This is a genomic window from Pseudarthrobacter sp. 05T312 (genome assembly GCF_056396685.1).
The window spans coordinates 1-13118 of the sequence record NZ_JBFTLY010000008.1 but is presented as its reverse complement, the minus strand read 5'-3'; the positions used below and the strand labels follow the sequence as shown (position 1 = coordinate 13118).

General features: G+C 66.5%; 16 protein-coding genes. 11 read left to right on the top strand and 5 right to left on the bottom strand.

Going from position 1 to position 13118, the window contains the following annotated elements; translation table 11 throughout:
- Positions 1 to 47 precede the first annotated feature (47 nt).
- Complete coding sequence (locus tag AC1DIP_RS12265; RefSeq protein ID WP_476209585.1) at positions 48 to 383, top strand: cupin domain-containing protein; 336 nt, start codon at positions 48 to 50, stop codon at positions 381 to 383.
- Positions 384 to 482: 99 nt separating this feature from the next.
- On the opposite strand, the gene AC1DIP_RS12260 is transcribed toward AC1DIP_RS12265, so the two are convergent.
- Positions 483 to 1559 (bottom strand): glycerophosphodiester phosphodiesterase family protein, encoded by a 1077-nt coding sequence (locus tag AC1DIP_RS12260; RefSeq protein WP_477733891.1) that lies wholly within the window; start codon positions 1557 to 1559, stop codon positions 483 to 485.
- 198 nt (positions 1560 to 1757) lie between these two features.
- Positions 1758 to 2999, bottom strand: coding sequence for an MFS transporter (locus AC1DIP_RS12255; protein WP_477733890.1), 1242 nt, complete (start codon positions 2997 to 2999; stop codon positions 1758 to 1760).
- Positions 3000 to 3270: 271 nt separating this feature from the next.
- Here AC1DIP_RS12255 and AC1DIP_RS12250 point away from each other — a divergent pair, with 271 nt between their 5' ends.
- The 6 genes from AC1DIP_RS12250 to AC1DIP_RS12225 all read left to right on the top strand — a co-directional run bounded on the left by AC1DIP_RS12250 (position 3271) and on the right by AC1DIP_RS12225 (position 6644).
- Complete coding sequence (locus AC1DIP_RS12250) at positions 3271 to 4188, top strand: 2-hydroxyacid dehydrogenase (protein WP_477733889.1); 918 nt, start codon at positions 3271 to 3273, stop codon at positions 4186 to 4188.
- Between the two features lie 44 nt (positions 4189 to 4232).
- Positions 4233 to 4700: an SRPBCC family protein gene (locus tag AC1DIP_RS12245; RefSeq protein ID WP_476209591.1), complete on the top strand. Its 468-nt coding sequence runs from the start codon at positions 4233 to 4235 to the stop codon at positions 4698 to 4700.
- 7 nt (positions 4701 to 4707) lie between these two features.
- Positions 4708 to 5052: a DUF1801 domain-containing protein gene (locus AC1DIP_RS12240; protein WP_476209592.1), complete on the top strand. Its 345-nt coding sequence runs from the start codon at positions 4708 to 4710 to the stop codon at positions 5050 to 5052.
- 136 nt (positions 5053 to 5188) lie between these two features.
- Positions 5189 to 5512: a hypothetical protein gene (locus AC1DIP_RS12235; protein WP_477733888.1), complete on the top strand. Its 324-nt coding sequence runs from the start codon at positions 5189 to 5191 to the stop codon at positions 5510 to 5512.
- A 239-nt stretch (positions 5513 to 5751) separates the two neighbouring features.
- Positions 5752 to 6138, top strand: coding sequence for a VOC family protein (locus AC1DIP_RS12230; RefSeq protein ID WP_387566872.1), 387 nt, complete (start codon positions 5752 to 5754; stop codon positions 6136 to 6138).
- Between the two features lie 158 nt (positions 6139 to 6296).
- Positions 6297 to 6644 (top strand): cupin domain-containing protein, encoded by a 348-nt coding sequence (locus AC1DIP_RS12225; protein ID WP_477733887.1) that lies wholly within the window; start codon positions 6297 to 6299, stop codon positions 6642 to 6644.
- A gap of 3 nt (positions 6645 to 6647) precedes the next feature.
- Here the strand turns inward: AC1DIP_RS12225 and AC1DIP_RS12220 are convergent, their stop codons facing one another.
- Together AC1DIP_RS12220 and AC1DIP_RS12215 are read right to left on the bottom strand one after the other, a co-directional pair.
- Complete coding sequence (locus AC1DIP_RS12220; RefSeq protein ID WP_477733886.1) at positions 6648 to 7904, bottom strand: MFS transporter; 1257 nt, start codon at positions 7902 to 7904, stop codon at positions 6648 to 6650.
- Positions 7901 to 8362, bottom strand: a complete 462-nt coding sequence (locus tag AC1DIP_RS12215; protein WP_476209600.1) for a MarR family transcriptional regulator — start codon at positions 8360 to 8362, stop codon at positions 7901 to 7903. The genes AC1DIP_RS12220 and AC1DIP_RS12215 overlap by 4 nt, the downstream gene beginning before the upstream one ends.
- A 190-nt stretch (positions 8363 to 8552) precedes the next feature.
- On the opposite strand from AC1DIP_RS12215, the gene AC1DIP_RS12210 reads away from it, so the two are divergent.
- Together AC1DIP_RS12210 and AC1DIP_RS12205 are read left to right on the top strand one after the other, a co-directional pair.
- Entirely contained in the window at positions 8553 to 9002 is a 450-nt protein-coding gene (locus AC1DIP_RS12210) for a DUF3592 domain-containing protein (RefSeq protein ID WP_477733885.1), read from the top strand.
- Between the two features lie 77 nt (positions 9003 to 9079).
- Entirely contained in the window at positions 9080 to 9685 is a 606-nt protein-coding gene (locus AC1DIP_RS12205) for an SOUL family heme-binding protein (RefSeq protein ID WP_477733884.1), read from the top strand.
- 45 nt (positions 9686 to 9730) lie between these two features.
- Here the strand turns inward: AC1DIP_RS12205 and AC1DIP_RS12200 are convergent, their stop codons facing one another.
- Positions 9731 to 10123, bottom strand: a complete 393-nt coding sequence (locus AC1DIP_RS12200; protein WP_476209606.1) for a VOC family protein — start codon at positions 10121 to 10123, stop codon at positions 9731 to 9733.
- A gap of 281 nt (positions 10124 to 10404) precedes the next feature.
- On the opposite strand from AC1DIP_RS12200, the gene AC1DIP_RS12195 reads away from it, so the two are divergent.
- Entirely contained in the window at positions 10405 to 11778 is a 1374-nt protein-coding gene (locus AC1DIP_RS12195; protein ID WP_477733883.1) for a GmrSD restriction endonuclease domain-containing protein, read from the top strand.
- Positions 11779 to 11845: 67 nt separating this feature from the next.
- A complete protein-coding gene (locus tag AC1DIP_RS12190) occupies positions 11846 to 12559 on the top strand; it encodes a PASTA domain-containing protein (protein WP_477733882.1) in 714 nt (237 codons plus the stop codon).
- Positions 12560 to 13118: the final 559 nt, after the last annotated feature.

Here is a 13118-nt window from a genome sequence, read left to right as displayed (position 1 = left end):
GAAGAAACCGGTCCCGAGGGGCCGTGAACGCGGGTAGCCTAGGGCGCATGCAGAAGATATCGATCGACGCGCTGGCCCGGCAGCAGCTCGAGGCGGCGGTCAATTCCAGCAATGGGCGCGCTGCTGACACGGTCTATGGCGGCCACGAGAAGGTCCTCCGGCAGACGGTCATGGCCATGAAGGCCGGAACCCAGTTGAGTGAGCACCAGAACCCTGGGGACGCCACGGTCTTCGTGATCCAGGGCTGCGTCATCCTCAAGGCCGGCGGCGAGTCGTGGCAGGGCAAAGCCGGCGACCTGCTGATCGTCCCGGCCGGCCTGCACAGCCTGCACGCCGAGGAGGACTCAACGTTCCTGTTTACCGTGGCCAAATACCGGGATTGAGCCCTGTGGCCTGGACGGACGACGGCGGCTGCCGGGCTTCCCCCAGCGGAAGTCCGGCAGCCGCCGTCGTGCCTTGATGGATGGCCCTGATCCTCGGAACTATGCCTGCGGGGCGTAGGCCGTGGGCAGCTTCAGGCCGCGCTCATCCATGAGGGTGCGCAGGCGGGTGGGGTAGTCGGTGATGATGCCGTCCACGCCCTGGTTCATCAGCCGCTCCATGTCCGCGGGCTTGTTGACGGTCCAGGGGATGACGCCGAGGCCCAGCTGGTGTGCCTCGGCGATCATCTGCGGGGTGACGGAGCTGAATGTGGGGGAGATGACGTTGTACCCCTGGGCGGCTGCGGCCTTGGCCAGGGAGCCGCCGTAGGTGTCGATGTCGATGCCGCCCAGCTCGGGCGCGGCACCGGGTTGGCCCACCTGCATCCACTTATCCCCGCTGGAAAGCGCAACGAGCGTCAGTTCCGGTGCCAGCTTCTTGGTGAGGTTCAGCGAGGACCAGTCGAAGGACTGAATGGTGGTGCGGTCCGCAGCCCCGGACGCCTGCACTTCTGCCACCACGGCCTTGGTCAGCGCCACCATGCCGTCGCCGCCGGCTTTGCCGTCCTCCACCTTGGTCTCCACGTTGAAGCGGACCTTTTTGGCGTTGTGCTGCTCCGCCAGCTGGTAGACGTCCTTGAGCTCGGCGATGCGGTTCCCTTCGATCACGTCCTGCTCCGGGAAGCCGGGCAGCTGGGTGAAGCCGCAGTTGAGGGTCTTGACCTGGGCCAGGGACAGCTCGGCCACGCGGCGGCCGACGTACGGGAACTCGGGGTCGCCGGCAGTGGCCGGGGCGGTGTCGATGCACTTGTTGGCCTGGATGGTGTCGTCATGCCAGACGATGATCTTTCCGTCCTCGGTGAGGTGGGTGTCCAGTTCCAGGGTGCTGACGCCGAGCTTCAGGGAGTTGCCGAACGCCGCCAGCGACTCCTCGGTCCACTCGCCGCGGCCGCCGCGGTGCGCCTGCAGATCGAAGGAACCGTTGCGCTCGTTCGCCTTGATGGCTGAGGTGGCGGTGCCGGCAGCGTTCGACGACGGCGTGCCGGCCCCGGAGGTTTCGGCGGCGAAGGCGGCGCCCGGCGAAGCGATGGCGGCGGCGAGCAGTGCGGCGGTAGCCGCAGCGGTCAGGACTGTGCGCATGGGGATGGTTCCTCCTGGGTGACGGGTTCCGGCGGTGCCGGGTGACCCGCCAACGCTAGGCCAGCCAGGTTGCGCCCGAGGTTCACGCAGTTGGAGGGGAGGTTAACGCCAGGTTCTGCCCTGTACGCTGCATCGATTGCTCCGTACCGGCCGTTTTGGCGGCTCAAAACGGCGCTTACGGAGCAATCGATGCGGGGATCAGGCGGGGTCCTTGACCTTGTCGGTGACCGGCCGGGGTTCCAGCCAGATGCGTTCGCGCGGGCCCGGCGGGTAGGCGTACCTCTTGCCGGCGAGCGTGATCACGAACGCGGCAACCACCGGGACCGCCGCCGCGGCCGGGACCAGCAGCGGGCCGCCGACCACCAGGGCCGCCGAGCCGTAGAGTGCGCCGATGGTGATGCCCAGCTGGATGGTCAGGACTGTCAGCCCGTTCGCGGCCTCGCTGTACTCCCCGCCGGCCCGGAGGATCGCCGACTGGTTGTAGATGCCGATGGCGCCCAGGCCCGCACCCCAGATGGTCATCAGCACCAGGGCCACGGGCAGGTTCCCCACGGCGAGCGGCAGGAGGAACATCGATGCGGCGATGGCCGCCGTCGTGATCAGCAGCGAACGGCGGGGCCGCGAATCCACGGTGAGGCCCGCGATCCAAATGCCCAGCAGGCCGGACCCACCCAGCACCGTCAGCGAGAGGCTCGTGGCGTAGTCCGGGAGGTTCGCCTCGCGGATGAAGGGTGCAATGTAGGTGAACAGGGCGAAGTGCGCCAGGACCAGCAGCGGCCAGGCGATGGCCACGGACTTCACGCCCGGCTGGCCGATCGCCTTGCGCAGGGACGGCCGGGCAGCGTCGGAAATCCGCTGGACGCGGGGCAGCAGCCAGAACGCAAGGACCGTCAGGACCACGCCGAAGCCCGCGAGTACCAGGAATGCGGCGCGCCAGCCCAGGAATCCGCCCAGGGCCGTGCCCACCGGTGCGCCGATGGCCAGGCCCAGGCTGTTGCCGCTGAACACAATTGCCAGGGCTTTGCCCACCTTGTCTGCCGGCACCACGCGGGATACGAACGGCGCCATGGTGGTCCAGAGCAGCCCGTGCGCCAGGCCGCCCACCAGGCGGGCGATCATCGCTGAGGTGAAGTCCGGTGCCAGTCCCACCAATGCATTGCTGAGCGCGAAGGTCAGCACCAACGCAACCAGCAAGGCATGCCGCGGGATCTTCCCCAACAGCCGTGCCGCCGGGACCACCGTGACAACAATGACGGCGGCGTAGGCGGCGGCAAGGTAACCAGCCACCGGCTCGGAGACGCCAAGGCCGGTGCTGATCTGCGGCAGCAGCCCGGACGGGAGGAGCTCGGTGGTAATGGCGGTGAACGCAATGGTTGCCAGGACCACCATTGCGGCGTAGGGAAAACGGGCAGGGGACGGCGCGGAAATCGCGGAAGACATGGGGGAGCGTCCATTCAAAGGGTGGGGTTGGAACGCGGCTCGCTGGCCGGACAATTCCTCCCTTAAATTTACAGGATTGGAGGGCCTGTCATGGACGTGACAGAGGTCCGGCGGCGCCGTGTTGCGGAGCTAGAAATCGGCGTGGGCGGTACCGGGGGATAGGTTGGTTGTGGAACTTCAACGCCCGCTGCAGCTGCGCCGGGCCCGGAACCCTGGAGACCCCCATGAGCACCCACTGTCCTGCCCAACTGCACAAGCTGATGGTGGCCGCGTGACGGCACCGCTGCGCGTCTGCCTGCCCGCCCAGAACCTGCTGGACGCACTCACGCCCATTGACGGCGTCGAGTTTGTCCTGTGGGACCTCACCGGACCCGCACCGGAGGGCCGGCTGGACCTTCTGGTGCCGCCGTATATGGGCAAACCGACCGCGCTCGCAGCCCTGGAGGGTGTCGACGTCGGCCTGGTGCAGAGCCAGTCCATCGGGTACGACGGCGTCTCCGCAGTTCTGCCGTCAGGCGTCCCCTTCGCGAACGCGGCCGGAGTCCATGAGACGTCGACGGCGGAGCTCGCCGTGGGCATGATGGTGGCCTCCCAGCGCGGTATCCCGGACTTTGTCCGCAACCAGGACACCGGAACGTGGGACAACAGCCCGCGGCCCAGCCTGGCCGACCGGCGGGTGCTGCTGGTGGGCTACGGGGGAGTGGGCAAGGCCATCGAGGCCAGGCTCCTGCCGTTCGAAACCGAAGTCACCCGGATGGCCAGCCGCGCCCGCGAGGACGAGCGCGGGACCATCCACGGAATCGACTCGCTCTATGAGCAGCTGCCGCTGCACGAGATCGTGGTGGTCAGTGTTCCGCTGGGTGAACAGACGCAGCAGCTGGTGGACGCCAAGTTCCTGGCAGCCATGCCCGACGGAGCCCTGCTGGTCAATGTGGCCCGCGGACCCGTGGCGGACACCAACGCCGTGCTCGCCGAGGCGTCAAGCGGCCGTCTCCGTGCAGCCCTGGACGTGACCGACCCGGAGCCGCTGCCCGCGGACCACCCGCTGTGGACCACGCCGGGGGTGCTCATCACCCCGCACGTCGGCGGCGCCAGCTCGGCCATGTTCCCCCGGATGGTCCGGCTGCTCCGGAAGCAGATCGGGCTCTTGCTGGAGGGCAACGACCCGGTCAACGTTGTCCTTCCTTAGCCCCAGCCCTTAACCCGCGTCGGCCCCGCCCCTATGCTGGGGCCATGTCCACTTTCGAAGTCCGCCGCAGCGCCGTCATACCCGCTTCCGCAGAAGAGATCTTTCCGCTGGTCGACAACTTTCATGAGTGGACCGCATGGTCCCCATGGGAGACGATCGATCCCGGCATGAGCCGACGCTACTTCGGCAGCCCGTCCGGCACAGGGGCGGGCTACGAATGGAGCGGTAACCGGAAGGCCGGCAGCGGCACCATGGAAATCGTGGAGTCCGTGCCGTCCAGCCTCATCCGGATCCGGCTCCAGTTCACCAAGCCCTTCAAAGCGCTGAACCCCACGTCGTTTACGTTCATGCCGGCTCCGGGCGGCACCGAGGTGACGTGGTCCATGACCGGGGAGAACAAGGGCCTGGGCCGCGTGTTCGCGCTGTTCATGGACATGGACAAGATGGTGGGCGCCGACTACGAGCGTGGGCTCGCCGCGCTCGCCTCCACTGTCCTGGCCAGGAAGAGCTGAGCACGGGGTGGGCGCCGTGGATGATGCGCTGGCCGCGCTGGATGAACCGGACCGCACCTGCCTGCAGCATGTGGTGGAGCTCGCCCGGTCCATCGCCCCGGACACCACGGAGGGCATGAGCTACGGCATGCCTGCCCTGAAGCTTGACGGCAAACCGCTGTTCGCCGCCGTCCAGGCAGCCAAACACCTCTCGATCTTCCCCTTCTCCGGCGCGGTCGTCGCGGCAGTCGCGGACCGGCTGGAAGGGTACTCGCTGTCCAAGGGGACCATCCGCTTCACCGCGGGCCACCCCGTGCCGGACGACGTCGTGCAGGACATTGTCCGGCTGCGCATGGCGGAGATCCGGGGATAGCACAACGGACGACGATGGCACGCACCACCCGCTGTCACGCCACCGGAACGGACGGCCGCCTGGCCATCAGGGCCCTGCCGTCCCGCAGGACTTATGGTCCTTCCGGATGCACTCCAGGGGTGCCTAATTTAGTGCCATGGCTGACACTCTTGCGTTGCTCGCGGACTCGTTCAAGAACATGGGCGTTGCCCGCGCGTACGGCGCCCCCGTAAACCTCAACGGGGAGGAGATGGTGCCCGTGGCGCTGGTGTCCTTCGGCTTCGGCGGCGGCACGGAATCCGGGGACGGCGCCTCCGGCGGGGGAGGCGGCGGCGTCGTGGTGCCGCTCGGTGTCTACCGCACGGTCAACGGCAGGACCGTCTTCCGCCCTAATGCCATCGCCGCCCTGGTTTGCCTGGTGCCTTTGGTGACGGCAACGGGGGCTGCAGTCCGCAAGGCTGTCAGGGCGGCCCGCAAATAATTCCAGAGGCAAGGTACCCCTTAAAAATCCCCTATTTCCCCGCGGGAATTTCAGTTCCATAATGGCCTCGTAGACTTCGGGGACCCCGCGGCGCTGGCTGCTGCCACCGCTCCGTTGGGGTCTCGGTTGGCCGCCCCGGCATTCGGCGGGAAGGACGGCCACGAGGGCCCGGTGGGGGACGGCCGGACCATTTTCGGGGGAGAGCGACGCCATCACAACAGCAAGGGAAGTTGTTTGTCATGCTCAAAGATATGGAAGTCATGGCTGTCCTGCCTGCGAAGGATATCGACCGGGCCAAGGAATTTTATCGGGACAAGCTGGGGTTTGAACCAGAGCGGACCATGGCCGATGGCGGCCTTGTCTACCGGTGCGGGAAGGGGACCTCGTTCCTGATCTACCAGACGGACAACGCGGGTTCCGCTAAGAACACGCAAATCGGCTGGGCCACTGATGACGTCCAGCGCGACGTGGACGAACTCCGTGCCCGCGGCGTCGTTTTCGAAGACTACGACATGCCCGGACTCAAGACCGAGAACGGCATCGCATCGATGGAGGGCTACGGCCAGGCGGCCTGGTTCCTGGACAGCGAGGGCAACATCCTCAACATCTCCTCGATTCCTTCCTGACGGCCAGGGCCCGCAGACGCAGGCTCCGCAATAGAAAGAAAGTACGACGCCGGCACGTGCCGCCCGAAGCACCCGCACCCGGGTGCGTGGCAGCGGCGGGCCGGCGCCGCCGTCGTCAGCGCTACGGATCGTCAGCGATACGGAAGGAAGGATGGGCAATGGGCGCGGAACAGGTGCCGGAGACGCGGGGCGTCTCGGTGCAATTGCTGGCCACGGTTGACCTTGCCGGGGAGATTGACGGACTGGAGGGCCGGCAGCTGCGGACGAGGATGGTGACCATCGATCCCGGCGGTGTTTTCGGCCCGCTCCATGACCATGTAGGCCGGCCCGGCACGGTCTACATCCTGCAGGGGACCATCACAGACCACCGGGACGGCGTGGCCACTGACTACGGACCGGGCGTGGGTTGGCCGGAGGACCGGAACACGCTGCATTGGCTGGAAAACCGCGGAACGGTCCCGGCCGTGGAAATCTCCGTGGACATCGTGGCCGCCCCGCCACAGTGAAGCTCAGACTGCGGGCTCACGCCGGCCGAGGGCCATCCTGACCGCGCCGCGCAGGGTGAGCCGGTTCCGCCTGGTGACGGCGACGACGGCGGCGACGCCGGCGAGCAGGACCACAATGCCGCCCACCGCCACGGACCAGCGCGCGCCGAACTCGCTGCCGATCCAGCCCACCAGCGGCGACCCTATTGCTGTTCCGCCTTGGAGTATGGCCAGGTAGAGGGCCAGTACGCGGCCCCGGAACTGTGGCTCCACGGAGAGCTGGATGCTGGTGTTGCAGCTGTTAAGGAAAGTGATGGACGCCAGGCCCACGGGAATCAGGATTGCCGCGTAGACCCAGAACGTCGGGGCGATGCTGCCCAGTATGGTGAAGACCCCCAGTCCCAGTGCCCCGCCCAGCAGGAACCGCAGCCGCGGCCCCGAGCGTCGCGCCGCGAGGAGGGCGCCGGCCAGCGTCCCCACAGCCATGATGGAGCCGAGAAGCCCGAATTCACTGGGCCCCATGCTGAACTCGGTGGTGGCCATCAGCGAGTTGATCACCGGGAAGTTCATTCCGAACGCACCCAGGATGCCCACCAGGACCATGATCAGCATCAGGTCAGGCCGGCGCCGCACGTAACGGATGCCCTCGGCCACCTGGTGCTTGTTCCGCTCGCCCCTGGCCATCGGGGCAGGCTGGGTGGTGCGGATTCGGAACAGCGAGACCAGGACGGCGGCGAAGCTTGCGGCGTTGAGCAGGAACACCGGCCCGGTACCCACCCAGGCGATGAGCACGCCGGCGATGGCAGGGCCGGTGAGCCGTGCGGTGTTGAAGCTCGCGGAGTTCAGTGCCACCGCATTGGAAATGTTCTCCTGGCCTACCAGCTCCGAGACGAAGGCCTGGCGCGCCGGCGCGTCCACCGCGCTGGCCACGCCCAAGCAGAAGGCAGCCACGTAGGCGTGCCAGAGTTGCGCGGTGCCGGTGACCACCAGCAGGCCGATGGCCAGTCCGGTGAAGCCCATGGCCAGCTGCGTCCACATGAGGATGATGCGCTTGCGGTATCGGTCCGCCAGGACCCCGCCGTAGGGGCCGAAGAGCAGCATCGGCAGGAACTGCAGGCCCGTGGTGAGTCCGACGGCTGCACCCGAATGGTCGGTGAGGACGGTCAGGACCAGCCAGTCCTGGGCCACGCGCTGCATCCAGGTGCCAATGTTGGAGACGATCGCGCCGCTGGCCCAAATGCGGTAATTGGGGTTTTCGAGGGCCCGGAACATCGCACTCATTTGCCGCTCATTTCCTGCATGATGCGGGCCGCACGGCTGAGGATCAGCCGGTCTTCCTCGCTGAGTCCGGCCACGCGCTGCGCCAACCAGGCCGTCCGCTGGCTCCGGGCTTCCGCCAACACTGTCCTTCCGGCGTCGGTGATGTCCACGCGGACCTGCCGGCCGTCGTCGGGATCGGCGCTCCTGGTGACGAACGCCTGGTCCGCAAGGGCGTTGACGATCCTGGTCATGGACGGTGCCTGGACATGCTCACTCCTGGCCAGATCCCGCAGGGTGCTGGGGCCGCTGCCGTTCAGCAGGGCCAGGACGGTGTACTGGCCCGGGGTGATGGCGTCGCCGGTGGCCTCAACGCGGAGCCGGCGCGAGGTGCGCATCACGGCGGTGCGGAGATCGATGGCGAGAGTGTCGGGGGTCGTGGGGTCTGCGGTTGCCTGGTGCGTCGTCTGGGTGGGGGTCATGTAAAGGTAAGCGCCTCCTGCTGGCGTTTGTTAGCACTGCTAATTAGTTCTGCTAACTATTATGCCCGCATTGGTTGCTGCAGGCAATGGATCGAGGTGTGGTTTTGCTGACAGCTCCGGCACAATGGGAGCCGTGATTGGGCGCAGAACAGACGGAAACCCTAGACCCCCGCTGTCGTGGAAGGGGAGATTGAACCTGGCGGTGACGGTGCTGGTGCTCTTCCTGGGGCCCATCATGATCGGCGTGGGCAGCTTTATGATCAACGCCGACGAGGAGCTCGCCCGTTCAGGTGTCCAGGCGACCGGAACGATTGTCCACTTCGACGATGTCACCAAGGCGTCCGAACGCAGGATGCAGGTGGAATTCCCTGCCGCGGACGGGGCGGTCCACCGGACCTTCGCCGCCGTGGACCACGATCAGTATCCCGAGGTGGGCAGCAGCGTGACGGTCGTTTATGCGGAAAATGATCCCGGGCGGGCCATTGTGCCCGGCTATGAGAGCGACGGCGTCTGGCTGCGCGGCGCCGGGGTTGTCCTCACGGTCATCTTCGGCGTTCTGGGCCTCCTGTTCGTCATTCTGGTGGGCAGCGCTGTTCTGCGGGCCAAGTTGCGGCGGCGCCGAACGCAGCAGGTGGTCTAGCCGGGGCTGGCGCGGTGCTATCACACCGGAGCCCTGGCCTGTCCGCTCCAGCCTGACGGGCGTAGGCTGTGCGCACCATGACTGAACAGCAGCCCTTTAAGTTGGTCCGGCGCTATCCTCACTTCGAGCTGCGCCGGTATCCCGACTATGTGGTCGCCGAGGTAAAGGTGACGGCCGATTTTGACCGCGCAGGCAACGCCGCCTTCCGGTACCTCTTCAACTACATCAGCGGCAACAACACTGCCCGGCAGAAACTTGCGATGACCGCCCCCGTGATCCAGGAAGCGGGAGGCCAGAAGCTCGCCATGACCGCACCGGTACTCCAGAGCGGACTGCTGCCTGGGTCCGGGGAACAGGCGGAATTCGCAGTGGCCTTTGTCCTGCCGGCCGGCGTGAGTGCCGACACCGCTCCCGTGCCCACCGATCCCAGGGTCACAGTGCGGGCGGTGCCCGGTTCCCTCGCCGCGGTGCTGGGCTTCTCGGGCAGCGGTTCGGCATCGGCCTTTGAGCGGCGCAACAACGGGCTGCAGGCTGCGCTCACCCTGGCCGGCCTGTCGCCTGTGGGAGCGCCGAGGTTCGCCCGCTTTGATCCACCCTTCAAACCCTGGTTCCTGCGGCACAACGAAGTGGTCCAGGATGTGCTGGAGCTCCCTCCGGGTGATACGGCGCCCACGTCCGGGTAGCGGCTTTCCCGCTGCGGACACCCGTTCGCGTCGGGCCAGCCCTTCCTACGCTTTGTGTGCGTCCCGGACGTGGGCCTGGGTCTGGCCCTGCATGACCCAGCGGTTGCCGTCGGGGTCGCTGAAGTAGGCGAACAGGACACCGCCCAGGTCCTGGATCTCGCTTATATCCGCGCCGCGGTCCACCAGCTCGCTACGGACCCCGGCGATGTCCGGGACAACCAGCTGCAGGCCCTCGAGGCTGCCTGGGGTCATGGAGGTCATACCTGTGCCGATGACCACCGACGCGGCAGAGCCAGGAGGCGTTAGCTGTACGACGCGCATGCCCGGAATATGTTCCACATCGTGGTCAAGGACGAATCCCAGCTTGTCCGTGTAAAACGCTTTTGATCTGTCGACGTCGGAAACCGGGACCTGTACCACCTCAAGGCGCATTTGCATGGAGGCCACTCTAGCCTTGGGCACGACGCCAGGGAACGGCATTTGCAGATCGATTTACTGCTTTCGAGTGCCCTGCATTTGTTAAGCCGGGCAGGCGTATTGCGACGGGGTTTCCTCAAGGTTCCCTCAAGACTGCCTGAATGTTGGCTGAGGATCGCTAAAGGTCGCGTAAACGGCTCTGCAGGGCAAATAAGCTCGGCGGTGACGAGTTTATCGGGCTATGCAGCAGGCCCGGGATTGCGGGGGCATCCTTCTCTGGCCCCCTGTATATGGGGAAATGAATGTCCGACTACGACACCCTTTTGGGGTTTGTTCCTTCCGCGCCAGCGCCGAAGCCGCCACGGAAACCGCGCTTTTCCACTTTCATTGTGGCCGTAATTACCGGGCTTTTCATGCTGTTGGGAGCGCTGAGCGGGGGCATTGGGGGAGCACTTATTATCCTGGGCATTTCAACTGCCCTTACAGGTCTCTACGTTCTTCTCACCGGACGGCGCTCCTGGGCCTGGCTGCCCGCGAAACGCAAGGCCGGCGCCGTCGCAATCGCCGCCGCTCTGGCGCTGTTCATCGGTGGCGCTGTCGCGCTGCCGCGCGTTGCCGGCGCGGACCTGGAGGCAGCCTCCTCGGAAAGCACTGCCAAAGCGACGACGGCGAAAGCGAGCCCGACGGCGACAGCCGAGGCATCGCCGTCGGCCACCCCAACTGCCACGCCGACGGACACCGGGGAGCCGCTGGACCCAGAGAATCCAAGCGTTCTTGCCGCCGGTGCCACCGCGGCTGCGCCCAATGCGCAGCCAGCGTACGCAAGCAAGGCGCTGGACGTATTGGCAACCCTGCCGATCAAGGGCCGGGCGCCGAAGACGGGGTACGACCGCGCACAGTTCGGCCAGGCGTGGGCAGACGTGGACCGGAACGGGTGCGATACGCGCAACGACATCCTCAAACGCGACCTCACCGGCGTGTCGTACACGAACAGTGTGCCGTGCAAGGTGCAGTCGGGAACGCTGGCCGATCCCTACACGGGCAAGACCATCAGCTTTGTCAGGGGTTCGGCCACCAGCAGTGCCGTCCAGATCGACCACGTGGTGGCCTTGAGCGATGCCTGGCAGAAGGGCGCGCAGCAGCTGACCGCCGAGCAGCGGTCGGCGTTCGCCAACGATCCGCTGAACCTGCAGGCCACGGACGGGCCCACCAACCAGCAAAAGGGCGACGGCGATGCGGCCACCTGGTTGCCGCCGAACAAGGGCTTCCGCTGTGACTACGTTGCCCGGCAGGTTTCCGTGAAGGCGACATACGGGCTGTGGGTTACCCAGGCGGAGCACGATGCAATTGCCCGGATCCTGGGCGACTGCGCCGGGCAGCTGGCACCGACCAACCAGCGGGCGCCGGCTCCCGTGGCGGTTGCCCCGGCACCGGCCGCCGTTGCGCCCGCACCTGCGCCGGCTCCGGCAGCACCCGCGCCGGCACCTGCTGCCGTCGCCCCTGCTCCTGCTGCACCCGCGCCCGTGGCACCTGCGCCTGCCGCTCCGGCACCTGCTGCTGCCTACTACGCCAACTGCGCGGCGGCGAGGGCTGCAGGAGCCGCGCCGCTTTACGCCGGGCAAGCCGGTTACCGGCCCGCACTGGACCGTGATTCCGACGGCGTCGCCTGCGAGTAGCCGCCGGGTCTTTCCTCGGGCCTCGGCCCAACTGCATCACCACCACATCGCATTCCTAGGGGGAATCATGAACAACAACCTGTACGCCGACCACCCGGGCACCGGACGGCTGAAAAAATCGTTGGCGCTGGCCGTCCTGGCCGGCCTGTTGTTGACCGGCTGCGGTGGCAAACAGGCATCCGTCGAACCGGCATCCGCCGCCACGTCCACCGCCACCGCCACCGCCACCGCTGAGGCGTCTGTCTCCGTTCCAGGTGTGGTGGGCCTGACCCTGGACAAGGCCACGGAGAAGCTCAAAGGTCTCGGCTTCAAGGTTGAGGCCAAGGACATCGTGGACGGCAAGAGCATCATGATGGAGAAGAACTGGCAGGTGATGACGCAGGATCCTGCCGGCGGCGCCACAGCGGCCAAGGGTTCCACCGTTCGCCTCGGCGTGAAGTCGCTCGACAAAATTGCTGCGGAGAAGGCGGCTGCCGAGAAGGCCGCGGCTGACAAGGCTGCCGCCGAACAGGCTGCAGCCGCGAAGCCAGCTGCTGAAAAAGCCGCGGCTGACAAGGCCGCCGCCGACCAGGCTGCTGCAGCAAAAGCTGCAGCAGACCAGGCCGCGCGGGACGCAGCTGCCAAGGCCGCCGCAGAGCAGCAAGCAGCGCAGCAGGCAGCCAAGGCTCCGGCCGTCACTGTGCCCAATGTCGGGGGCGCGATCATCTGCAGTGACGGCTACGTGTGGCCGTCCACGACGAGGCAGGGCGCCTGCAGCAGGCATGGCGGTATCGCCAAGTAGCTGGTAGCCACCAGGTCGAGCTGTGGACGCTTCCCGTTTGCGGAGGCGTCCACAGCTCGTTTGGTTAGTGGGTACGGCGACAGTCGTGGCCGCGGTGGCGCAGTGTGCGGCAGCACACACAGCGGAATTACGGCGCCGGCAGGCCGCCTGGGTGACCGAAACGCCGGTTTCGCCCCGGAATTCCGCGGGTTCCCCACCTCCTTCCACCCGATTTGCGGTGGGGGTTGTGTGCGGGTATTGTTTTCTGAGTCGCCGCCGCTGAAGCGGAAAAATAGCGACCAACCCCCTTTTGAACGGCCTGGAAAATGGTTCGCTTTTTGTGCGTGCTGTTGGTGGGTGGGGGCTGATCCTGGAGGTTTTGAGACACGGAAACGTGGTTTGCAAAGCCGGGCGGGATCGGGTAAGTTTGGAAAGTTGCTCCGGAGCGATCCTGAACGTGAGTGTTTGGGTGGTGCCGGGTGTGTCTGTTGTTTGAGAACTCAATAGTGTGCCAAGTTTGTTGATACCGATTATGTATGTAATTGGTTGATTGTGCCGAATCGTGCCGCCCCTGTGGTGT

Excerpts from the sequence above, each read along its gene's own strand:
- AC1DIP_RS12265 (WP_476209585.1), top strand. The coding sequence starts at position 48 with ATGCAGAAGATATCGATCGACGCGCTGGCCCGGCAGCAGCTCGAGGCG.
- AC1DIP_RS12260 (WP_477733891.1), bottom strand. The coding sequence starts at position 1,559 with ATGCGCACAGTCCTGACCGCTGCGGCTACCGCCGCACTGCTCGCCGCC.
- AC1DIP_RS12255 (WP_477733890.1), bottom strand. The coding sequence starts at position 2,999 with ATGTCTTCCGCGATTTCCGCGCCGTCCCCTGCCCGTTTTCCCTACGCC.
- AC1DIP_RS12245 (WP_476209591.1), top strand. The coding sequence starts at position 4,233 with ATGTCCACTTTCGAAGTCCGCCGCAGCGCCGTCATACCCGCTTCCGCA.
- AC1DIP_RS12235 (WP_477733888.1), top strand. The coding sequence starts at position 5,189 with ATGGCTGACACTCTTGCGTTGCTCGCGGACTCGTTCAAGAACATGGGC.
- AC1DIP_RS12230 (WP_387566872.1), top strand. The coding sequence starts at position 5,752 with ATGCTCAAAGATATGGAAGTCATGGCTGTCCTGCCTGCGAAGGATATC.
- AC1DIP_RS12225 (WP_477733887.1), top strand. The coding sequence starts at position 6,297 with ATGGGCGCGGAACAGGTGCCGGAGACGCGGGGCGTCTCGGTGCAATTG.
- AC1DIP_RS12220 (WP_477733886.1), bottom strand. The coding sequence starts at position 7,904 with ATGAGTGCGATGTTCCGGGCCCTCGAAAACCCCAATTACCGCATTTGG.
- AC1DIP_RS12215 (WP_476209600.1), bottom strand. The coding sequence starts at position 8,362 with ATGACCCCCACCCAGACGACGCACCAGGCAACCGCAGACCCCACGACC.
- AC1DIP_RS12205 (WP_477733884.1), top strand. The coding sequence starts at position 9,080 with ATGACTGAACAGCAGCCCTTTAAGTTGGTCCGGCGCTATCCTCACTTC.
- AC1DIP_RS12200 (WP_476209606.1), bottom strand. The coding sequence starts at position 10,123 with ATGCAAATGCGCCTTGAGGTGGTACAGGTCCCGGTTTCCGACGTCGAC.
- AC1DIP_RS12195 (WP_477733883.1), top strand. The coding sequence starts at position 10,405 with ATGTCCGACTACGACACCCTTTTGGGGTTTGTTCCTTCCGCGCCAGCG.
- AC1DIP_RS12190 (WP_477733882.1), top strand. The coding sequence starts at position 11,846 with ATGAACAACAACCTGTACGCCGACCACCCGGGCACCGGACGGCTGAAA.